The following is a 22,086-nucleotide window of genomic DNA, read 5'->3' on the forward strand; positions in this document are numbered from 1 at the left end:
ATTATCATTCGATTACGTTATCACAATTTTGACATAAATGAAGTGTGATTTCAGGGTGGCCTGTGGGGCTGGCACTTTTGCGCCACAAGGGGGATAAGATGGCAAAAGCCGCAAGGAGCCCTGTATCATGTCCCTGAAATCAAATGTTGATCCGGTTGAATTGACCGCCGCCTTGGTCCGCTGCCCCTCTGTGACGCCTGCGGATGCCGGAGCGTTGGACATTCTGCATGAATTGCTGAGCGATGCGGGCTTTGCCTGCGCATGGGCTGACCGTGGCGGTATCCGTAATCTGTTTGCGCGCTGGGGCAGTCAAGGCAACACACGCAGTTTTGGCTTTAACGGGCATACTGATGTGGTGCCCATCGGGGATGAGGCAGCATGGACCATGCCGCCTTTCAGAGCCGAGATCAAAGACGGCATCATGTATGGCCGTGGCACGACTGATATGAAATCAGGTGTCGCTGCCTTTGCGGCGGCGGCGATTGATTATGTGCAAAACACGCCGCCCGACGGTTCGGTGGTGATCACGATCACCGGCGATGAGGAAGGCGAGTCGATTGATGGCACCCTCGCCTTGTTGGAATATATGGAGCAAAATAACGAGCGGATGGATGTCTGTTTGGTCGGAGAGCCGACCTGCCCCAATACCATGGGGGAGATGATCAAGATCGGGCGGCGCGGCTCGATGACGGTCAAATTTCGCGTGATCGGTAAACAGGGGCACTCGGCCTATCCGCACCGCGCGAATAATCCGCTGCCGGCGATGATGCGCCTGATGGACCGGTTGGCCAGCCGTGAACTTGATGCTGGTACGAAACATTTTGATCCCTCGACCCTTGCCGTTGTAACCGTGGATACCGGCAACCCTGCGACCAATGTGATCCCCGCCGAATGCTCGGCTGCTGTGAATATCCGTTTCAACGACGAACACTCGGGTGCCAGCCTAAGCGCGTGGATCAAAGAAGAGGTCGAAGCCATTCGCACGGGCTTTGGCGTGCAGGTAGAGACACATGTGAAGATATCCGGCGAAAGCTTTATCACTCCACCCGGTGACCTTTCGGCGATGGTATCGAGGGCGGTTCAAGAGGTGACAGGTGTGACGCCTGAGCTGTCCACAACGGGAGGCACGTCGGATGCCCGTTTTATGAAATCCCATTGCCCCGTGGTCGAATTCGGCCTTGTGGGGCAATCCATGCACCAAGTTGATGAACACGTAAGTGTCGAGCATATCGTGCAGCTCAAAGAGGTCTACACGCGCATTCTTCAGGATTACTTCGCGTGATAGGCATAGCACCGACAACAGATCTCGAGAGTTGCTACGCTCTTCGCCGCAAGGTGTTTGTGGACGAGCAAGGATATTCAGCCGAAGGAGAGGTTGATGCCCTTGATCCACTTAGCCATCACTTATTGGCGCATGAGGACGGCCTGCCTGTGGCAACTGCTCGGGTGTATCTTGAGGATGGCACAGCCAAGATTGGCCGCGTGTGCGTTTTGAATACGTTTCGAGGCACAGGTCTAGGGGCAGGGCTGATTTTGGCTGCCGTAGCGCTTGCGCGTGACCATGGTGCAAAGCGCGCTGTGTTGGGCGCGCAAATCCATGCCGTGGGGTTCTACGAAAAGCTTGGATTTAGCCCCTATGGTGATGTCTATGCTGACGAAGGGGAACCGCATCAGATGATGGAACTTAGCCTGTGAAGCGAACACTTGTTATTATGCTAAAGGAACCCCGTGCAGGGCGTGTAAAGACGCGGTTGGGGCGCGACATCGGCATGACCGCCGCCGCGTGGTGGTTCCGTCACCAGACGCGGCGTCTGCTGCGCCGTGTGAGTGATCCGCGTTGGACGGTTGTGCTGGCGGTTGCGCCGCATGATCGGGTTAAATCCTCGCGGGCGTGGCCTGCGCATTTCCAGCGTATCCCCCAAGGCAGTGGCAATTTGGGCGACCGGATGGCCCGCGCGCTGCGGCATGCTCCTGCGGGGCCTGTTTGTGTTATCGGTGGGGATATTCCGGGCATCACTGCGCCGCGCATCGCTGAGGCGTTCAAAGCCCTAGGTAGCAATGATGCGGTGTTTGGCCCGGCGCCTGACGGAGGGTATTGGCTTATCGGGTTGCGCCGGTCACGGGCTGTTCCGCCACGTCTTTTCAACGGTGTGCGCTGGTCAACCGAGCATGCATTGGCTGATACAATGGCCACTTTACCGGATCACCGCATCGCCCATGTGGCCACGTTGCAGGATGTGGATACGGTGGAAGATTTAAAATAATGTGACGTGGGCCCATGCGCATGCTACCTGCAGTCATATGAATAATATCCCTACCAAGAAAGAGATCCTTGAATGGATCGAACAAAACCCCACCCTGACCGCCAAGCGCGACATCGCCAAGGCCTTCGGGATCAAAGGGGCTGCCCGTATTGACCTTAAGCGCCTGCTCAAAGAGCTGGAGGCCGAAGGCCATCTGGAGAAGCGCAAAAAATCCTATGCCGATCCCGAGCGTTTGCCGCCTGTCAGCGTTTTGCTGGTGACGGGTGCGGGCCGCGATGGCGACCTATATGCCAAGCCGATGGAATGGGGCGGCGAAGGTGTTGAGCCCATTGTGCTGATGATCCCGCGTGCGGCCGATCCCGCGCTTGGCGAGGGGGACCGCATTCTTGCGCGCCTGACATTGGTGAAGGGCGAAGACCACCATTACGAAGGTAGGCTGATCCGTCGCATCGGCTCTAACCCGAAGAAAATCGTGGGGATTTTTCGAAAGCAGGCCGAAGGTGGCCGGATCAAACCCATCGACAAGGGCGCGGATAAGGAATGGATCGTCTCGGCGGATGCCACTGGCGGTGCCAAAGAGGGCGAACTGGTCGAGGCCGAGCTTGCCGGACCCAAGGGGCGGATGGGCCTACCCCGCGCGCGTATTGTCGAGCGTTTGGGGGATCCCTCCGCTCCCAAAGCTGTCTCGCTTATCGCGATACATGAACACAGTATTCCCGACGATTTCCCCGATGACGTAATCGCCCAAGCAGATGCCGCAGAGCCGATGGGCCTCAAGGGGCGCGAAGATCTGCGGACATTGCCATTGGTCACGATCGATCCGTCTGATGCCCGTGATCACGATGACGCCTGTTTTGCCGAGGCGGATACCGATCCTGCCAATGAGGGTGGTCATATCCTGTGGGTCGCGATTGCCGATGTGGCGGCATATGTCACGCCCGGTTCTGCGCTGGATCGCGAAGCACGCAAGCGCGGTAATTCGACTTATTTCCCTGACCGTGTTGTGCCGATGCTGCCGGATGTATTGTCCGGTGATCTATGCTCCCTTCATGAAGGGGTCGAGCGGGCCTGTATCGCGGTGCGGATGGTATTGGATAAGGATGGCAACAAACTGCGCCATGATTTCCACCGCGGATTGATGAAATCGCCCGCCAGCTTGCATTACGAAGAGGTGCAAGAGGCGATGGATGGTGCGTCGAATGCACGCACCGAACCTATGTTAGAGACTGTTATCAAGCCGCTTTATGCTGCCTATGATGCATTGGTTGCGGCAAGGGAACGACGTCAGCCGCTTGAGCTGAACCTGCCGGAACGGCGGATCGAATTAGATGACAATGGCACTGTCCGGTCGGTCAATTTCCGGATGCGGCTTGATGCGCACCGGTTGATTGAAGAATTTATGGTGCTGGCCAATGTCGCCGCCGCCGAGACATTGATCGCCAAGAAAACCCCGTTGTTGTTCCGCACTCATGAGGAACCCACACCGCAAAAACTGGATGCGCTGCGCGAAACCGCAGCGGCTGCGGGGTATACGCTGGCCAAAGGGCAGGTGTTGCAAACCGCACATCTTAACCGCTTGCTGGATCAGGCAGCGGGTACAGATGACGCAGAGCTGATCAATATCTCTACTCTGCGTTCGATGACCCAAGCATATTACGGGCCGGATCATATTGGTCACTTTGGCCTCGCCCTTCGGTCTTATGCCCATTTCACCTCGCCGATCCGCCGCTATGCAGACCTTATCGTGCACCGCGCGCTGATTACGGCGCATGGTTGGGGCAAGGATGGGCTGTCGCCTCATGACATCGAGGATATGGAGGCCACCGGCGCGCATATCTCTGACACTGAACGCCGCTCGATGATTGCTGAACGTGACACGACTGACCGCTACCTTGCGGCCTTCCTCTCAGAGCGTGTGGGGAACGAAATGACAGGCCGTGTCAGCGGTGTTGCCCGCTTTGGTGCCTTTGTAAAACTGGATGAGACAGGCGCGGATGGCCTGATCCCTATGCGCAATCTCGGGCGGGAATATTTCCACCATGATGCTGATTCCAGCACGCTGATGGGCTCGGATACCGGCATGATGATCGGGTTGGGCCAGCGGGTGACGGTGCGCCTGTCCGAAGTCACACCAATCACCGGCGGTATCGCGCTTGAACTGTTAGAGATCGAGGATCAGAAAATTCCGCAGGGTCGCAAAAGCCCGGCAGGCAAAAGTCCGCGACGTAAGGGTGCCCGCGCGAAAGGCAAGAAAGCTGCTACCAAGCGTAAGGTTACCCGCAGCCGCCGCTGAGCGATGCATTGCGCGGTACTTTTCCTGGATCGTGATTGTCGATAGGTTGAAAACAATTGACCTATGATAAGGGTGCATCATGCGTGGGATATCACTTGCTGTTTTCATGTTGTCGGCTTTGCCATTGGGTGCACAGACGGCCGCGCTGAGTGATGCGGGACTGAAGGAATGGATTTCAGCGTTTAAGCCCAAAGCGGTTGCCGCAGGGATAGAGCCTGTTTTTTATGATAGTGCGATGGATGGCGTCCGTTTTGCGCCCAAAGTGGTAGAGCGGGATCGTAACCAGTCCGAGTTTACCAAAACCATTTGGGATTATCTGGCGACTGCTGTTTCCGATCAACGAGTGAGCAATGGAAAAGCTGCGCTAAAGCGGGAAGAAAAGGCGCTGAAGGCGATTGAGACGCGCTACGGTGTGCCTGCAGAGGTTGTCACGGCGATCTGGGGACTGGAAAGCGCCTATGGCACCTTCCGTGGCAGCGACCCCATTCTGAATTCCATGGCGACCCTTGCCTATGACGCACGGCGCGCTGCGTTCTTTGAAGAGCAGGTGATCGCCGCGCTGATGATCTTGCAGGATGGCGATACCTCGGCGGCAGCATTGCGCGGCAGTTGGGCAGGGGCGATGGGCCATACGCAGTTTATGCCCAGTTCATTTATTGACCACGCTGTTGATTGGACAGGGGACGGAATGCGGGACATTTGGGGGGACGATCCCCGCGATGCGCTGGCGTCTACGGCTTCTTATCTCAAGGAAAATGGTTGGATAAGTGGTCAGCCGTGGGGTGTTGAGGTCCACGTGCCGGACGGGTTCGATTACAGGCTGGCCAGCCGTGATAGTCTCAAATCACCGGCCGATTGGGCGGCTCTTGGCGTGCTGTCTGTGGATGGTACCGCTGTGCCAGATCACGGCCCTGCTGCGATCTTACTGCCCGCAGGAGCGCAGGGCGCTGCCTTTATGATATTCGAAAATTTCAGGGTGCTGGAAACTTATAACACGGCTGATGCCTATGTGGTTGCTGTGGGGCATCTGGCGGACCGGATTGGCGGGGCTGGCCCGCTCAAAGGGGACTGGCCGCGCGGTGATCGCGCATTGACCTATGACGAGCGGATCGAGCTTCAAAAGCTGTTGACCGCGCAGGGCTTTGATACGCAAAAGATCGACGCCAAAATTGGCCCGCTTACTATCAATGCCCTGCGCAATTGGCAGGTGTCGCAGGGGCATGTCCCGGATGGCTATGCCTCACTGCGCATGTTGGAGCTGATACGCTCAGCTGGGTGACATTCCGCGCAGGCGCTCTGAGCGGCGGCGCAGCAGTTCTACCACCGTCAGCAAGCAGATCGAGATGCCGACAAGGATCGTAGCAACGGCCAGAATGGTGGGGCTGATCTGCTCGCGCAGGCCGGTGAACATCTGCCATGGCAGGGTTTTCTGACCAGCAGAGCCGACAAACAGCACAACAACCACCTCATCAAAGGAAGTGATAAAGGCGAACAAACCGCCCGAGATCACACCAGGCAGGATCAGCGGCATCTGCACGCGGAAGAAGGTTGTCACGGGGTTTGCCCCCATATTCGCCGCAGCACGGGTAAGCGAGCGGTCAAAGCCGACCAATGTTGCCGTTACAGTAATGATCACGAAGGGGATGCCAAGCGCCGCGTGGGCCAGAACGACCCCGAGATAGGTACCTTGCAGGCCGATGCGGCTGTAGAAAAAGTACATGCCCGCAGCCGAAATGATCAGTGGTACGATCATCGGTGAAATCAGGATCGCCATAATTGCGCGGCGGAATGGCACATGTGGTTGGCTCAGGCCGATCGCGGCCAGCGTACCAAAGCTTACCGAGAGGATTGTCGCGACGGGGGCGATTTTCAATGAGTTCTTCATCGCATTCTGCCAATCGGCATTGTTAAAGAAATCCTGATAATGCTTTAGCGAGTAGCCAGCGGGATCAAAGCGCAACATTTCCGGAGTAAAGGTAAAGAAGTCCTGCGCGTTAAAGCTGAGCGGCATTACTACCAGAATGGGTGTGACCAGGAAAACAAAGATCGACCCACAGATGGTGCGGAAAGCGAAATGCCAAAGCACCTGACCTGAGGTGAGGTAAGGGGGGAGTTTGGCGCGGTACCGGCCTTCGTACACCCAAAAGATCAAAAACCCGAAGAACCATCCGAAGAAGGCTCCGATCAGTACACCGGGGATCCCGGCAAGAGCTAGACCGCCAAGGGCCATCAGTACGGTGAGCCCCCAGCGCGACGCGCGTTCGTTTTTGACTATGGTGGTAAGTAGGAAGGCAAGCGCGCCCATTAGAATGGCTCCGCCAAGGACGCCAATGATCATGCTTCCCTGACCAGTGCCGATGAATATGCCAAAGAACGCACCAAAGGCGGCGACGACGGGGACGTAGAACGCAGGTTCGGTGCGCGAGATGGGGGTGAGTGCTACCATGGTTTCGCTCCTTAACCGAGTTTCACGTTATCAATGCCGACAATCTTGTCGTATGCGTAATAGAGCAACAAAACTGCTGCCAACAGGATCGCACCAAGCGCAGCACCAAGGCCCCAGTTGAGCGAGCTACTGATGTGATAGGCGATCCGGTTCGAAATGAATGTACCTGACGTACCACCGACGATTTCAGGCGTGATGTAGTAACCGATAGCAAGAATGAACACGAGGATACTGCCCGCACCGATCCCCGGAATGGATTGCGGGAAGTAGACGCGCCAGAAGGCTGTCCAATTCGTTGCGCCAAGGCTTTTGGCGGCGCGCAGATATGACGGTTGGATCGTTTGCATAACGGAATACAGCGGCAGGATCATGAAGGGCAGCAAGATGTGCGTCATGGCGATGATCGTGCCGGTTTGGTTGTTGATCAGGGCAAGCCGGTCATCGGTTCCCACAAGGCCCAGCCAGACAAGCGTGTCGTTAATGACACCTTGTTGTTGTAACATAACCTTCCAGGCTGATGTGCGGACCAACAGGGATGTCCAGAAGGGCAGCAGTACGAGGATCAGCAGCAGGTTTGCCTGACGTGTTGGCAGGTTGGCAAGAATCCACGCCACAGGATAACCAAGCAGGATGCATGACAGGGTAATTGTCACAGACATCACCATCGTGCGCCAGAACAGGATGCCATAGATGCGTTGGCTTTCAGGGCGCAGTTCGGCTCCATCAACTGATTTCTGCATATCGACGGCGTTCAGAAAATACCCTTCGGTGTATTTAGGGCTGTAGAGCTTGATCGTCTGCCAAACGTCCAGCGCATGCCAGTCGTCGTCAATATCTTCGAATGCTTGTGAGAAGTTTACGGTCTCAAAGCCGGTCGCAGCGGTCTGGGCTGCGGCCAGTTGCTCTTTTGCAGGGCCATCATAGGCTGCAAGCCCGTTCTGACCTGCCAGATCGTCATACAAAGAGGAGTATACAATTGCCCAAGGGTCTTCTTTATAAAGATTGTCCTCGTCTACATTCTGGATGAAATCAGCAAAACGGGTGTAGGCAACGGCCGTGGCAGGGAGAGCGTCGTCGATCCCGTCGCGCAGCTCAAAAGCGGGCTGGCGGCCATCGTCTGCGGACCAGTCCTGCATCTGGGCAAGCCAATCCTCGCTTGCCATAAAGCTTAGCCAGTTTTCGCTATCCTTCCAAAACCCGTCGAGGTCCTCAAATTGATCCTGATAGACTTCGCCCATGTCCTCAACGCGGCGCCCGGACTTGCGAAACAGGGAGGATACGCCGGTTAGTTCATAGTTGAGGCGCGAACCCAGGCGTGTGTGAAGCTTTGCCTCTTTGGCAAAGAACATATCGTCATAAAGCGCTGCAAAAACGGTCTCATCGGGGATCGAGTCGCCATGTTCGTCCCAATCAGCCAGCATGGATGTGGTCTGGGGAAGCGTGTCGGCGACGATCTCGTTCTCGACGGAACGGAACAGCATATCGGCAATAGGGGCGATAAACGTGACCAAAACAAAAATTAGCAGAGGTGCAATCAGGGCCAGTGCCCGCATTTTTTGCATCCGCAAAGCGCGATTAAGCGATTTCTTGAGCGGGGTGCCATCCGCGGCAATCATCGGGCCGGTATGTGCGGCGTCAGCGATACGCGCCTGCGCGGCAGAGGAGGAGGCAGTCTGGGCTGTTGGTGCGTCGCTCATGGGGTTCCCATCGTCTTGGTCGGATTAGGTAAAGGGAGTGATAAAAGGTGCGGAGAGGGCCACAACGGGCCCTCCCCTCAAGCTGCTAACAGCTTATTGTACCAACCACGCCTGGAATTTGGCGTCGATGTCGTCACGGTAGTCGGCCCAGAACTCGTAGTTATACAGGAACGTGTTCTTTGCGTTTGCCGGATCGGTTGGCATGTGTGGTGCCATTTCGATGCCCAGCTCTGCGTGCTTGCCAACCAGTGGTGCGGAGGATTTGCGTGCAGGACCGTAAGAGATGTATTTGGCCTGATCGGCCAGGCGCTGCGTGTCTGTCGCGAACATGATGTAGTCAAGCGCACGCGCTTCACGCTCAGGGGACAGACCGGTTGGGATGATCCAGCCGTCAAGGTCGAACACCTGTGCATCCCACAGCATCGCAACAGGCTGATCCTGCTCTTCGATCAAGCTGAACAGACGGCCGTTGTAGGTCGAGCCCATGATGACTTCGCCATCGGCGAGCAGCTGTGGAGTGTCGGCACCAGCGGACCACCAAACAACGTCGTCCTTGATTGTTGCCAGTTTGTCGAGCGCTTGCTGCTGACCTTCGTCGGTCTCAAGCACGTCGTATACGTCGTCTTTTGCGACGCCGTCACACAGCAGAGCCCATTCCATGTTGTTGATCGGGCGCTTTTCCAGCGAACGCTTGCCGGGGTATGTTTCGGTATCGAACAGCGCGCAGATTTCTGTCGGCGCAGTGTCGCCAACCAGATCGGTGCGGTAGCCAACAGTGGTGGAATATACGATTTGCGGGATGAAGCAGTCGCCAACCAGCAGGTCGCCGAAGTCTTCGGAAGCTTTGGAGCCATCATCGCCATCGGCCAGCTGCGTGTCAGGGTCGATTTCCAGCGCCAGACCTTCGTCGCACAGACGCAGGGCGTCAGCAGCAACAACGTCAACAACATCCCATGTCACGTTGCCCGCTTCGTTCATCGCGCGCAGCTTTGACACGGCTTCTGCAGAGGATTCGTCGTTGATGATTTTTACGCCGGTCTTTTCGGAGTAAGGGGTGTGGTAGGCGTTTTGCTGTGATGAGGAGTACGCGCCGCCCCAAGAAACGATGGTCATTTCTTCAGCGTTTGCAGCACCGGCTGCAACCGTAAGGGCGGTGGTCGCCAAAAGTGTCTTTGTGAGGTTCATTGTTATCTCCCAGTTTTATCCCGTTTGGGTAGTCCAAGGCAGCAACAACGGGTTTAGTTGCTACCTCTTATTCATCATGCGGCACATGTGCCGCATGATATGACACGCGCATGTCGCTTTAGGCGTCCAGTGCGCGGCAATCTTCGGGCAACCAGCCGATTTCAATCTGGCTGCCGGGGGTCAGGCGTACCTGATCAGGGGCGTTACGGGTTTTCACAACAAAGTCGTCGCGCCCGGCCACACGCAAGCGCGTGCGGAAAATGTCACCCATGTAAATGAATTCCAGCACTTCGGCTTTGAGGGTAAAGGCACCCTCTTGCATCCGCGATTTGTCGAATTCGACACGTTCAGGGCGGATCGAAACGCGTGTACGATCCCCTGCGGCGGTTACATTCACAGGCTTGGCCTGAATGATTTCACCACTATCCAGCTGAACAGTGGCGACATCGCCTTTGATTTCTTTGACCACGCCTTCAAGGGTGTTATTTTCACCAATGAACTGAGCGACAAAGCTGTTTTCCGGTTCTTCATACAGCGTGTCTGGCGGTGCCAGCTGTTGAATGCGGCCATCGTCAAACACGGCAACGCGGTCAGACATGGTAAGTGCTTCGGTCTGGTCGTGGGTTACATAAACCACGGTAATGCCCAGATCATGAGCCAGTCGGGTGATTTCAAACTGCAATGTCTCACGCAGCTGTTTGTCCAGCGCGCCAAGCGGTTCGTCCATCAAAACCAGCTCGGGTTCGAATACCAATGCACGGGCAAGGGCGATCCGCTGCTGCTGGCCACCCGAAAGCTGCGCAGGGCGACGGCCTGCGAAATCTTGCATCTGGACCATGCCAAGCGCGCGCATGATCTTTTCCTCGCGCAGGGATTTGCCCATCTTGCGGACTTCCAGCGGGAAGGAGAGGTTTTCCGCAACCGTCATGTGCGGGAACAGGGCGTAGTTCTGGAACACCATGCCAATGCCGCGTTTATGCGGTGGGATGTTGTTGATCGACACACCATCAAGGCGGATATCACCATGAGTTGCGGTCTCGAAACCGGCAAGCATCATCAGGCAGGTGGTTTTGCCAGAGCCCGAGGGCCCGAGCATGGTCAGAAACTCGCCCTTTGGCATGCTGAGGTTAAGATCTTTCACAACGAGGTTTTCCCCGTCATAGCTTTTTTGCACGCGTTCGAATTCGACGAATGCATCGCTGCTTTTTATATCGGCCAAACTTGTGGCTCCCCGTGGTCGCTATTTTTTATTTAGACAGAGTAAACGCAGGGGGATAATAGTTTGCAACTGAATAACGCTATTTTTTTGATCACATGTCGGATTCAAGGAAGTTTACCTGAATTTTGCTGAGAAAAAGGTAAATTAACTGCTCTAAAAATGATCAAACCGGATGCGCACCGGTGGCCCGACGGGGGACGAGATGCCTGTTAAAGCATCCCGTTGTCCTTAAGTTGCTTGTAGGTTTCGTCTAACGCAAGCGTGGCGCGGGTGTGGAAAATGTCGATTTCCTCAGGCGTGATTACCAAGGGCGGAGAAATGATCATCCGGTCGCCGACATGGCGCATCACGAGGTTATTGGCAAAGCACCGTTCGCGGCACATGAAGCCGGCCGTACCCTCGTCCATCGCAAATTTTGCGCGTTTGTCCTTGTCAGGTGACAGGGGCAGGGAGGCCATCATTCCAGCGACATTCATACCGCCGACAAGCGGATGTTCAGCCAGTTTCTCTAGCGCAGACCGCAGCGCGGGGGCGGCCACGTTGTTCACGTGATCCATCACGTTTTCGTCTTGCAGCAGCCGCAGGTTTTCCAATGCAACAGCGGCGCAAACCGGATGGCCAGAATAGGTATAGCCGTGGTTGAATTCAACCGCGTTGATGACTTCGGCGATCTCGTCACACACGATTGATCCGCCGATCGGCACATAGCCAGAGCTGAGGCCCTTGGCGATGGTCATGATGTGTGGCTTGATCCCCATTGTGGTGGAGCCAAACCAGTTGCCGGTGCGGCCAAAGCCGCAGATGACCTCATCCGCGATGATCAGCACGTTATGCGCTTCGCAAATGCGCTGAATTTCGGGCCAGTAAGTGCTGGGCGGGATGATCACGCCACCTGCGCCCTGCACGGGCTCGGCGATGAAGGCTGCGACGTTTTCGGCACCAAGCTCGTTGATCTTGGTCTCAAGCTCTTTGGCGCGCATCAGGCCGAATTCTTCGGGGGACATATCGCCGCCTTCGGCCCACCAATCGGGCTGCCCGATGTGATGGATGCCCGGAATAGGCATGCCGCCTTGCGCGTGCATATAGGACATGCCGCCCATGCTGCCCGAGCCCATGGACGATCCGTGATAGCCGTTCTTGCGGCTGATAATATGTGATTTTTCGGGATGACCCTTTTCGGCCCAATAGGTGCGGACCATACGCAGGTTGGTGTCATTTGCTTCTGACCCTGATCCCGCAAAAAAGACGTGGTTCAATCCTTCGGGTGCCAGTTTGGCGATCTCGGCAGCCAGCGCGATGGCGGGGGTATGAGTCGTGTTGAAGAAGGTGTTGTAATAGGGAAGTTCGGCCATCTGGCGCGTCGCCGCTTGAACCAGCTCATCGCGGCCGTAACCCATGTTCACGCACCACAGACCCGCCATGGCATCCAGAATCTCGTTTCCTTCGCTATCGCGCAAGAAAACGCCTTTGCCGCTGGTGATGACACGCGCGCCTTTTGCCGCCAATTCGTCATTCGTGGTGAACGGGTGCATATGGTGTGCCGCGTCGAGCGCTTGCAGTTCGGCGGTGGGCAAATGATTGGATACAGATGTCATGAAATGGGCCCCTATCAGGCTGGAAAATCGTTTCGCCCAAAATATGATCAAATTATGCCAAGGTCAATCATTCAGTATCTAAATAGCGGTTGAAAGGTTCTTGATTTGCGCGTTTTGAGGCCAGAGCAGGCGGGGCCGGATGAAATCCCTTGGCAAAGCGAATAAAATTTGATCACATATTTCCAATGTCGGGGCGCACCCGATTTCAACTGTGGGAGTTACCTGATGATGAGAACATTCTTGAGCGGTACAGCAGCGGCAGCGCTGATGGCCAGCACGGCGATGGCCGAAGAGGTCCGTGTATACAACTGGTCCGATTACATCGACGAAGACCTTCTGGCAAAGTTCGAAGAAGAAACCGGCATTGATCTTATTTATGACGTGTTCGACAGCAACGAAGTGCTGGAGACAAAGATGTTGGCGGGGGGCTCGGGCTATGATGTGGTGGTGCCATCGGGCACATTCCTGCAACGCCAGATCATCGCAGGCGCGTTCCAGAAACTGGATATGTCCAAGCTGCCCAACATTGAGAATATGTGGGATGTCGTGTCCAGCCGGACCGAACAGTATGACCCTGAAAACGCCTACTCAATCAATTACATGTGGGGGACCACAGGTATTGGCACAAATGTTGGCAAAGTGCAGGAAGTCCTTGGCGAAGACGCGCCTATCGACTCGCTCGAACTGGTGCTGAACCCTGACAACATGTCCAAGCTGGCCGATTGCGGTGTCTACTTCCTTGATGCTCCGGCCGAAATGATCCCCATGGCGCTGAACTATATCGGTGAAGATCCCGATAGCCATGATCCCGAAGTGATCGCAAAGGCCGAAGAAGTCCTGCTGAAAATCCGTCCCTATATCCAGAAATTCAACAGCTCGGAATACATCAACGCGCTGGCGAACGGTGATATCTGTGTGGCTGTCGGTTGGTCCGGTGACATCCTGCAAGCGCGCGATCGTGCCGCTGAAGCGGAGAACGGAGTAGAGGTTGCCTATCACGCGGCCAAAGAGGGCGCGCAGATGTGGTTTGACCAGATGGCAATCCCTGTAGATGCGCCAAACCCTGATGCTGCTCACAAGTTCCTGAACTTTATCATGGACGCGGAAAACATGGCCGCGGCGTCGAACTATGTCTATTACGCCAACGGCAACGAGGCCTCGCAAGAGTTCCTGATCGAAGACGTGAGCGGCGATCCGGCGATCTACCCTGATGCCGCGACGTTGGAAAACCTTTTCACCACCACGCCTTACCCGCCAAAGGTACAGCGTGTTGTAACCCGCAGCTGGACCAAGATTAAATCAGGCACCTGAAAAATCGGGGTGGTGCAGCCATGCGCCACCCCACGCCACATGGCATCTTTAAGGAATACATGAGTTGAGTACATCCGTTTTCGCCCCTTGGGATGACCCGAACGAAAAGCCGCTAATTCGTTTTAAAAACGTAACCAAACGGTTCGGTACTTTCGTTGCGATAGACAACCTGACCCAGGACATCTACGCCAAAGAATTCTTTGCCCTGCTCGGCCCGTCCGGTTGTGGTAAGACGACAATGATGCGGATGCTTGCCGGGTTTGAGACAGTCACCGAGGGCAGCATCGAACTGGCTGGGCAAGATATTGCAAATGTGCCGCCTAACCAGCGCGCAGTGAACATGATGTTCCAGTCCTACGCGTTGTTTCCGCATCTGAGTGTGTATGAAAACATCGCCTTTGGTCTGCGCCGTGACAAGCTGGATAAGGGAACGATTGATACGCGCGTGGCGGACATGCTCAAACTCACCCGCCTCGAGAAATTCGCCCGCCGCAAACCACACCAGATATCAGGTGGGCAGCGCCAACGCGTGGCACTTGCCCGCTCGCTGGCCAAGGCACCCAAGCTATTGCTGCTGGATGAGCCGCTGGGCGCGCTGGATAAAAAGCTGCGGCAGGATACCCAGTTCGAATTGATGGATATTCAAGAATCCACCGGCACAACTTTTGTCATCGTCACCCACGATCAGGAAGAGGCAATGACCGTTGCCTCCCGCGTGGCTGTGATGGATGAGGGCCGGATCATTCAGGTCGCCACACCGGGCGGTATTTATGAAGCGCCCAACAGTGTCTATGTTGCGGATTTTATCGGGGATGTGAATATCCTGACGGGCACGGCCAAGCCCGCAGGCAAGGATATGTATTTTGTCGATTGGGGTGCAAATCAGGCCCCGATCCTTGCGGTATCCGAGCGCCCGTTCAGCGATGGGCAGGAATGCCACCTTGCCATCCGTCCAGAGAAAATAAGCATTACCAAAGAAAAGCCGGAAGAGGCGGAAAACGCTGTGCAAGGCAAGGTGTTGGATATTGCCTACCTTGGTAATCTGAGCACCTATCACGTTGAACTTCCGGGCGGACAAATCATCAAGGCACAAACGGCCAACACGCGCCGCCTGTCGCGCCGCGGCATTACGTGGGAAGATTCTGTTTGGATTCGTTGGAACGCCACAGCTGGCGTGTTGCTGGATCAATGATGCGCCGCTTTGCCCTGATTGCAGTTCCTTATGCATGGCTGCTGGCTTTGTTTCTGATCCCGTTCCTGATCGTGTTCAAGATATCGCTGTCGGACATTGCATTGGCGATCCCACCCTATACGCCGACGATCAAAGACGGCTTTGGGGCGCTGATTGACGGACTGGACTTTGAAAACTTTGCTTTCCTGGCCTCTGATGCTCTTTATTACAAAGCCTACCTGAGCAGTCTCAAGATCGCGGTTATCTCAACCGTGCTGACGTTGCTGGTGGGCTATCCGATGGCCTATGGTATGGCCCGTGCGCCGCAAGAATGGCGCGCGACCTTGATGATGCTTGTGATCTTGCCTTTTTGGACCTCATTCTTGATCCGTGTCTATGCGTGGATGGGAATCCTCAGCAACGAAGGGCTGCTGAACCAATTGCTTCTTGGTATGGGGGTGATTTCCGAGCCTCTGACGATCCTCAACACGAACATCGCCGTCTACATTGGCATCGTTTACACATACCTGCCGTTCATGATCCTGCCCATTTACGCCGCGCTCGAGCGGATGGACGATAGCCTGATCGAGGCCGCCGAAGACCTTGGTTGTTCGCGGCTTTCGGCCTTTTGGCTGGTCACGGTGCCTTTGTCGAAAAACGGGATCATCGCGGGGTGTTTTTTGGTATTTATCCCCGCGTTGGGCGAGTTCGTGATCCCCTCGTTGCTTGGCGGGTCCGGCACGCTGATGATCGGTAAAGTCTTGTTCGAAGAGTTCTTTAACAATCGTGATTGGCCAGTGGCGAGCGCGGTCGCCGTGGTGTTGCTGCTGATCCTGATTGTTCCAATTGTCCTGTTCCAACGTAACCAACAAAAACAGGCGGAGTTGGAGTTATGAGGCGGCTTAGTCCTTTCAATGTAACGGCCCTGACACTCGGGTTTGCGTTTCTCTATTTGCCGATGGTTCTGCTGGTGATCTACAGCTTTAACGAAAGCAAACTGGTGACTGTTTGGGCCGGATTCTCGACCAAGTGGTATGGAGAGTTGCTGCGCGACGAAGCGTTTTTGAGCGCGGCTTGGGTGACCATAAAGGTCGCAGTGATGTCGTCGACGCTTGCCACAATACTAGGTACGATGGCGGCTTATGTGTTGGTCAATTCGGGGCGGTTTTTGGGCCGTACGCTGTTTTCCGGCATGATCTATGCGCCACTTGTGATGCCCGAAGTGATCACCGGTCTGTCCTTGTTGTTGCTTTTTATCGGCATCGGGTTGGATCGCGGTGTCCTGACGATTGTTTTGGCCCATACGACGTTTTCGATGTGCTACGTCTCGGTTGTTGTGTCTTCGCGTTTGACCAGCTTTGACCGTTCGCTTGAAGAGGCCGCACTTGATCTGGGGTGCACCCGTTTTGATGCTTTCCGGTTGGTGACACTGCCGATTATCGCCCCTGCGGTGATCTCGGGATGGCTGTTGGCATTTACGCTTAGCCTTGATGATCTGGTGATCGCGTCATTCGTATCGGGCCCGTCCTCGACCACCCTGCCGATCAAAATCTGGAGCGCCGTACGCCTTGGTGTCTCTCCCGAGATTAATGCGCTGTCGACGATGATGATCGGGATTGTCACTGTCGGGGTGATTACGGCCTCGCTCGTCTCGAAACGGGGTGCGGTGCGTGCACAAAAGGATGCGCAAACGGCCGAACGTAGCGCGTGAGCCGCATTTTTGACGCCTACGCCTATGGCAACGGCCCACGTCGTGGTTGCTGGTGGGATACCACATGCGTGTTGCCGCGTCCTACGCCGGTTTCTCAAAGTGGACACACAGACGTAGCTATCATTGGCGGCGGGTTTACCGGTGTCTCAGCTGCGCTTCACCTCGCGCGGGCGGGTGTGGGCGTAAAGGTGCTGGAGGCAGAGCATATCGGCTGGGGTGCGTCAGGGCGCAATGGCGGGTTTTGCTGTCTCGGCGGCGGGATGGATGAGGATGCCTCGCTTGACAAACGATACGGAAAGAGCGGCCGCATCGCCTTTCGACGTACCGAACGTGCGGCGATCGAATTGGCCGAGCAGCTTATCACAGATTACGATATAGACGTGGACCGCCATTCGCGGGGCGAGACATCGCTGGCCCACCGCGCAAAAGATATGGATGCGCTGCGCAAGACGGCTGAAAACGTCGCGGAAAATTACGGCGTGGGTCATAGCCTGCACAGCCAGATCGAATTGAAAGCGCTGGGCATGGCGGGGCCTTTTCATGGCGGGCTGACGATTGATGCAGGCTTCGGCCTTAACCCTCGCAAATATATCGCAGGCCTTGCTGCTGCTGCGCAAAATGCGGGCGCGCTGATACATGAGAAAAGCGCGGTGACGCGGTTGAACCCAGATGGTCAAGGCTGGCAACTGGAAGTCAATGGTCACACTATACGTACGGACCACGTCATTCTTGCCACCAATGGTTATTCTGCCGAAGATTTACCGCCATGGCTGGCAGGGCGGTACTTGCCAAGTCAATCCAATGTGATTGTCACACGCCCTTTGACACAAGAGGAGCTTGTCGCCGCGGGATGGTCTACGGATCAGATGGCTTATGATACGCGCAACCTGTTGCATTATTTTCGTCTGATGCCGGACCGGCGGTTTTTGTTCGGGATGCGGGGCGGTGTGCTGACGGGGCCGGCAGCCGAAGCGCGCGCCACGCGTAAAATACGTGCAGCATTCGAAGGGATGTTTCCTGCTTGGCGGCATGTTGAGGCTCAACATGGCTGGTCCGGCATGGTTTGTCTGGCCCGTGATCTGATGCCATTCGCGGGACTGGTCCCGGATCATTCCGGCCTATGGGCCAGCCTGTGCTATCACGGCAACGGTGTCGCCATGGGCAGCTATTGCGGCGCGCTACTGGCCGAATTGATTCAGGGGAAAACACCGTCGATGCCCTATCCCGATGCGCTCAAAGGACCGTTGCGGCGATTTGAACTGGGCCGCTGGCGCAGGGCAATTATGCCCTTTGCCTATGCGGGCCTTATGATAGCGGATCTCTAAACAGGTTCGCGCAAAGCGGTGATCGCGGCGGCCGATACTTCGGATCCGCCAGCAAAGGTGACCCGAGCCTCACCGCTCACCGTACTGACCTCCACGATTGGTGCATAGGCTTCGGCCAACGAGCTGGGGAGTTCGGTTCCACCAGCGCCAAGCGCTTCGGTTTCAAACCGGTAAGAGCCTGCCGGCAGTACTGTACCACTCGATGTCACACCGGCCCATTGTACAGGCTCGGATGAAACTGGCATAGCAAGGCGGTCAACCTCGGCCCCTGAAGAGTTGTAAACGACAAGGGTCATTTCCTGTGCGCCAATCGGAGGATCGGGGTAGATTGTGACGGGATCGGTATTGAACGGGACGGCGGCCGTTGTGCGCCCTTCCATCCCGATCCATCCGGCCATTTGCCCCATCGAGCTGCTGCTCAATTGTCCCGCAAGCGCGGTCAGCAAATCGTTGGAAAGGACCTGCTGCTCTACCATCGAGAATTGGGCAAGCTGGGCGGCATAATCTGAACTGTTGAGCGGCTCTAACGGGTCCTGATATTCGGCTTGTGTGGTCAACATTTTGATAAATGTCTCAAAGTCGGACGATAAAACGGCATCAGCCTGCGCAGAGGTAGCGGCCGTGCTGGCGATGGTTGCACTGGAACCGGAAGAGGTGACTGTGGGGGAAATCATAAAAGCTCCTTACAGGCGAATGTCGACGCCGGTGGTTGTGGTGTTTAGGGGTGAGAGGGATTCGGGTGTTGTTTGTGCGCTGGCAGGATCACCCGACGAGCCATTCGCGCGGGCCTCGGCTCCGCTTCCTTGCGGGCCTGCATCATCTGGTGGGCTTTGATCGCTGGCGTCACTGCCTTGCCCAAAAGCAAAAGTGATTTGCTCATAACCCATGGATCGGAAGGATTGGCCAAGCTGGTCAATATGGCGGCGCATCAGATCAAGTGTTTCGGGGCGCTCGGCAAGGATATTGACGGTGATTGCACCGTCATCTTTTGAGATAGACATGCGCACGCGCCCCAGCTCCTCGGGAGACAAAGCGATCTCAACGGGGCGTTGGGCAGCGTGAGGCATCGCCTCGGCTATTTGCCGGGCGACTTGGGGTGCTAAATCCGCGCGCAATGGTTGGAGCTGCCCGACCTGCTGGGTCTGGGGTTTGGCAGCCTCCCAATTCATTAGATCGGCTGCTTCGGACGGGGCCAGCAGGGAAATGCTTTGTTCGGTTCTGGCTTGCTGCTCGATAGATTGGCCCGTTGGTGCACTGGTGATGGCCGCCGGCTGGGATAGCGTGGGCAGCGGCGTTATGGATTGTGGTGAGGGGGCTGCATTGGCTGTTGAAGGGGCTAATGTCTTGGTTTCGGCTTTGGGCGCGTCCATGGGTTTTTGAGTGGCTGTGGTTTGCGGCTTGGTCGTTTGTTGCACAGGCTGAGAAACTACAATTCCGGTTTGAATTGGGGCGGCTGTGGAAGGAGCGGGTACGCTTTGCGTGGAAGCGGTCGTGGGTGCTGTTTGCTTGGGCAGTTCCGCGCGTGCTGCGATCGGTTGTTCGCTTGATGGATCGGTTTGCCCTTTGACTTGCGGCTCTGTTGCAATCAGCGGGCGCAAGGGCCGCGCGTTGTCTGGCGTCGGTATAGTGGTGGTAGCATTGATTGGTTTGTCACGTTGTAGCGGGGCTGGCGTTGCGTTGTCGCGTAGTAGCGGGGCAGGTGTTGGGTTGTGGGGCGTGGCTGAACCGCCTGCATTGGTCAGCAATGTTAATCCGGCCGGCTGGCGGGTGGTTGTCTGCTGGGTTGGGGTGGCTGAACCATCTGCATTGGCCGTAAATGTTAAACCGGTCGGCTGGCGGGCAGGGGTCTGCTGATTTGGTGTGGCGATGGTGTTCTGTGTCGGAGAATCAACCTTTGCGATTTGGGGCTTCTCTACTGCCTCCGTTGGCGCTTTCGGCAGCAAGGATGAAGTATCTTTCTGGGAAAGCTTGTCAGCCTGAATAACGGGTTGCTGCGCGGCGGTATCCGCGAGGGGCGCCTTGGTTGGATTGGGGTCCGCTGGCAATTCGGGCTGGAAGCTTTGGCCTTTTGCGGGTGCCATTACGGTAGCTGTTTTCAGAGGTTCAACGCTTTCTGATGCCGCGATGATTGGTTTATCCGGCGCATTTTGCCGAGCAGGGATTTCCTTGTCATGGAAGGTCGCGTTATTCTTAGTTATCTCTTCGCCGAAATTACGCGGCGGCAGATGTGTTTCAGGCTGCGTGGTGTTCGCTGTTTTAAGAAACTCTGGCTGCGCCTGTTCCGTGAACGGCATGACACTGCGTGCTGGCGGATTGCCTTCCGAATGCGCGATCGGAGCGGTTGCTGCAAGAACATGAGGCTGGTCCGCTGTTTTTCTGACAGGCAGTGTCCAGTCGCGTTCTTCGGTATATGATTTCGCCGCTTGAGGGGCTTCTACAGGTTTCATTTTTACCTGTTGCGGCGCGGGGGACACTTTGCCCTCTGCCAGCGCGGCGGGTTGTTGTCTGGGCAGGCCATGCAAACGCTCGGATAGGGTTTGTGGGGGAGGTGAGGAAGGTTCGCTGGATTCTACCTGCTGTGGTTCACCAACCTTCCCGGGGCGTGGCGCGGTTTTGGCAATAGGCTCCGGTTCCGTACTCACGGTTGATAAGGGGGCACTTTTAACATCGGCCTCGATTGCCGGGCGTTCGGTGGATTCGGGTTCCGCTGCATCAGCTGGCGGTGGTGCTTGATCGGTAGATTCCTGAACTGGCTCGGATGCATCCGGTATAGCGGTAAAGGCCGCGGCAAAGTCACCTTGTTCGGGGTGGATTGCTTTCACCGGTAGTGCAGTGTCTGCCGTGGCAGACGTCAGAATGGCGGCAAGGCCTGTATCTGAAGTGGGGAAATTCATAGCGGCACCTTTCGGGATTCTACCTCGATCTGGCACAACTATCGGCGTTCTTCGTTACTGGTTGTTTACTGGTCTGCGTTCATGTTCAGGAAAATCCACCTAATTTGAGGAGTATTTCCAATGAACTCGATTCCCCCACCCGCTGTCGCCGCTGTGGTACCAGCAGCCCCGCGTGACCGTGCCTTGATGGAGGCGGCGCAAAACCTTGAAGCTGCATTTTTGTCTGAAATGCTGCAATCCGCCGGGCTGGGTAAAACCAGCGAGAGTTTCGGTGGCGGTGCGGGGGAGGAACAGTTTGGTTCATTTTTGGTGAGTGAGCAGGCCAAACACATTGTTAAAGGCGGTGGCATCGGGCTGGCGCAATCTCTTTATGAAGCTTTGAAGGAACAAGCACATGACACCTAATCAAAACGATTTTTCCGATCTGGATACCTTGCTGGAGCAAGAGCGGAGTTGCCTGCTGGATGGGGATCTTGAAACTTTGGGGGGATTGCTGCCCGCAAAAGAAGAGCTGGTGGAAAAGCTCTTGCAAGACAACCGGTTGAGTCGCAGCATGCTTGCTCCGCTCGAGGGAAAATTACAGCGCAATCAGTTGCTGTTGGACGGCGCGTTAGACGGAATCAAAGCGGTGTCGGCACGGCTTGCGGCGTTAAAACAAGTGCGCACGGCGTTAGATACTTATGACGCGCAAGGGCGTAAAAAGAGTGTTCTCACATCAACCGTTTCCCAAATGGAAAAGCGTGCGTAAGGCCCTACTGGTCCCCGCAGGGAAGATGCGGGGACCAGTTTATTCAAATGCGCGAAATACGGTTTTTCGCGATTAAGAATTTGGAAAGCTCACCGCGGTCATGGTGCAGATGCATCCAATGATTGGGTGGCACAGATCTCCGGCGGAGACATCTGTTCAGGTCAGAATGGCATTCCTGTTCACGCTTATGTGGACTTCCACCGGCGTAAAGCGCCGACAAAAAAGGA

General features: G+C 55.9%; 19 protein-coding genes. 12 read left to right on the forward strand and 7 right to left on the reverse strand.

What is annotated here, in order from left to right:
- Positions 1 to 127: 127 nt before the first annotated feature.
- The 5 genes from dapE to ABJM03_RS16250 all read left to right on the forward strand — a co-directional run bounded on the left by dapE (position 128) and on the right by ABJM03_RS16250 (position 5,836).
- Positions 128 to 1,282: a succinyl-diaminopimelate desuccinylase gene (dapE, locus tag ABJM03_RS16230; protein ID WP_348418883.1), complete on the forward strand. Its 1,155-nt coding sequence runs from the start codon at positions 128 to 130 to the stop codon at positions 1,280 to 1,282.
- Positions 1,282 to 1,695, forward strand: a complete 414-nt coding sequence (locus ABJM03_RS16235; protein WP_348419157.1) for a GNAT family N-acetyltransferase — start codon at positions 1,282 to 1,284, stop codon at positions 1,693 to 1,695. The genes dapE and ABJM03_RS16235 overlap by 1 nt, the downstream gene beginning before the upstream one ends.
- Positions 1,692 to 2,264 carry a TIGR04282 family arsenosugar biosynthesis glycosyltransferase gene (locus tag ABJM03_RS16240; protein ID WP_348418884.1) on the forward strand — a complete coding sequence of 191 codons (573 nt, stop codon included), beginning with the start codon at positions 1,692 to 1,694 and terminating at the stop codon, positions 2,262 to 2,264. Before ABJM03_RS16235 ends, ABJM03_RS16240 begins: the two co-directional genes overlap by 4 nt.
- Before the next feature lie 37 nt (positions 2,265 to 2,301).
- Positions 2,302 to 4,557 (forward strand): ribonuclease R, encoded by a 2,256-nt coding sequence (gene rnr / locus ABJM03_RS16245; RefSeq protein WP_348418885.1) that lies wholly within the window; start codon positions 2,302 to 2,304, stop codon positions 4,555 to 4,557.
- A 79-nt stretch (positions 4,558 to 4,636) separates the two neighbouring features.
- Positions 4,637 to 5,836 carry a lytic murein transglycosylase gene (locus ABJM03_RS16250; RefSeq protein WP_348418886.1) on the forward strand — a complete coding sequence of 400 codons (1,200 nt, stop codon included), beginning with the start codon at positions 4,637 to 4,639 and terminating at the stop codon, positions 5,834 to 5,836.
- Here ABJM03_RS16250 and ABJM03_RS16255 read toward each other — a convergent pair.
- The 5 genes from ABJM03_RS16255 to ABJM03_RS16275 form a co-directional block, all read right to left on the reverse strand.
- Complete coding sequence (locus tag ABJM03_RS16255) at positions 5,825 to 7,003, reverse strand: ABC transporter permease (RefSeq protein WP_348418887.1); 1,179 nt, start codon at positions 7,001 to 7,003, stop codon at positions 5,825 to 5,827. The two genes, ABJM03_RS16250 and ABJM03_RS16255, sit on opposite strands and share 12 nt — an antisense overlap.
- Before the next feature lie 11 nt (positions 7,004 to 7,014).
- On the reverse strand, positions 7,015 to 8,619 hold the full coding sequence (locus ABJM03_RS16260) for an ABC transporter permease (protein ID WP_348419158.1): 1,605 nt from the start codon (positions 8,617 to 8,619) through the stop codon (positions 7,015 to 7,017).
- 174 nt (positions 8,620 to 8,793) lie between these two features.
- Positions 8,794 to 9,885, reverse strand: coding sequence for an extracellular solute-binding protein (locus ABJM03_RS16265; RefSeq protein WP_348418888.1), 1,092 nt, complete (start codon positions 9,883 to 9,885; stop codon positions 8,794 to 8,796).
- Positions 9,886 to 10,003: 118 nt separating this feature from the next.
- On the reverse strand, positions 10,004 to 11,104 hold the full coding sequence (locus tag ABJM03_RS16270) for an ABC transporter ATP-binding protein (protein WP_348418889.1): 1,101 nt from the start codon (positions 11,102 to 11,104) through the stop codon (positions 10,004 to 10,006).
- Between the two features lie 209 nt (positions 11,105 to 11,313).
- Entirely contained in the window at positions 11,314 to 12,699 is a 1,386-nt protein-coding gene (locus ABJM03_RS16275) for an aspartate aminotransferase family protein (RefSeq protein ID WP_348418890.1), read from the reverse strand.
- A gap of 225 nt (positions 12,700 to 12,924) precedes the next feature.
- On the opposite strand from ABJM03_RS16275, the gene ABJM03_RS16280 reads away from it, so the two are divergent.
- The 5 genes from ABJM03_RS16280 (at position 12,925) to ABJM03_RS16300 (ending at position 18,217) form a co-directional block, all read left to right on the forward strand.
- A complete protein-coding gene (locus tag ABJM03_RS16280) occupies positions 12,925 to 14,010 on the forward strand; it encodes a polyamine ABC transporter substrate-binding protein (protein WP_348418891.1) in 1,086 nt (361 codons plus the stop codon).
- Positions 14,011 to 14,074: 64 nt separating this feature from the next.
- A complete protein-coding gene (locus ABJM03_RS16285; RefSeq protein WP_348418892.1) occupies positions 14,075 to 15,202 on the forward strand; it encodes an ABC transporter ATP-binding protein in 1,128 nt (375 codons plus the stop codon).
- On the forward strand, positions 15,202 to 16,077 hold the full coding sequence (locus ABJM03_RS16290) for an ABC transporter permease subunit (protein WP_348418893.1): 876 nt from the start codon (positions 15,202 to 15,204) through the stop codon (positions 16,075 to 16,077). Before ABJM03_RS16285 ends, ABJM03_RS16290 begins: the two co-directional genes overlap by 1 nt.
- On the forward strand, positions 16,074 to 16,892 hold the full coding sequence (locus tag ABJM03_RS16295; RefSeq protein WP_348418894.1) for an ABC transporter permease subunit: 819 nt from the start codon (positions 16,074 to 16,076) through the stop codon (positions 16,890 to 16,892). Before ABJM03_RS16290 ends, ABJM03_RS16295 begins: the two co-directional genes overlap by 4 nt.
- Positions 16,889 to 18,217 carry an FAD-binding oxidoreductase gene (locus tag ABJM03_RS16300; RefSeq protein WP_348418895.1) on the forward strand — a complete coding sequence of 443 codons (1,329 nt, stop codon included), beginning with the start codon at positions 16,889 to 16,891 and terminating at the stop codon, positions 18,215 to 18,217. The genes ABJM03_RS16295 and ABJM03_RS16300 overlap by 4 nt, the downstream gene beginning before the upstream one ends.
- Here ABJM03_RS16300 and ABJM03_RS16305 read toward each other — a convergent pair.
- Together ABJM03_RS16305 and ABJM03_RS16310 are read right to left on the reverse strand one after the other, a co-directional pair.
- Positions 18,214 to 18,891, reverse strand: coding sequence for a flagellar hook capping FlgD N-terminal domain-containing protein (locus ABJM03_RS16305; RefSeq protein ID WP_348418896.1), 678 nt, complete (start codon positions 18,889 to 18,891; stop codon positions 18,214 to 18,216). The genes ABJM03_RS16300 and ABJM03_RS16305 overlap by 4 nt on opposite strands.
- Positions 18,892 to 18,900: 9 nt before the next feature.
- Positions 18,901 to 21,111: a flagellar hook-length control protein FliK gene (locus ABJM03_RS16310; RefSeq protein WP_348418897.1), complete on the reverse strand. Its 2,211-nt coding sequence runs from the start codon at positions 21,109 to 21,111 to the stop codon at positions 18,901 to 18,903.
- A 120-nt stretch (positions 21,112 to 21,231) separates the two neighbouring features.
- Between ABJM03_RS16310 and ABJM03_RS16315 the strand changes: the two genes are divergently transcribed.
- Both ABJM03_RS16315 and ABJM03_RS16320 read left to right on the forward strand, forming a co-directional pair.
- Positions 21,232 to 21,516, forward strand: a complete 285-nt coding sequence (locus ABJM03_RS16315; protein WP_348418898.1) for a rod-binding protein — start codon at positions 21,232 to 21,234, stop codon at positions 21,514 to 21,516.
- Positions 21,506 to 21,859 (forward strand): flagellar biosynthesis protein FlgN, encoded by a 354-nt coding sequence (locus tag ABJM03_RS16320; RefSeq protein ID WP_348418899.1) that lies wholly within the window; start codon positions 21,506 to 21,508, stop codon positions 21,857 to 21,859. The genes ABJM03_RS16315 and ABJM03_RS16320 overlap by 11 nt, the downstream gene beginning before the upstream one ends.
- Positions 21,860 to 22,086: the final 227 nt, after the last annotated feature.

The organism is Sulfitobacter sp. (assembly GCF_039977885.1).
Classification (GTDB): Bacteria; Pseudomonadota; Alphaproteobacteria; order Rhodobacterales; family Rhodobacteraceae; genus Sulfitobacter.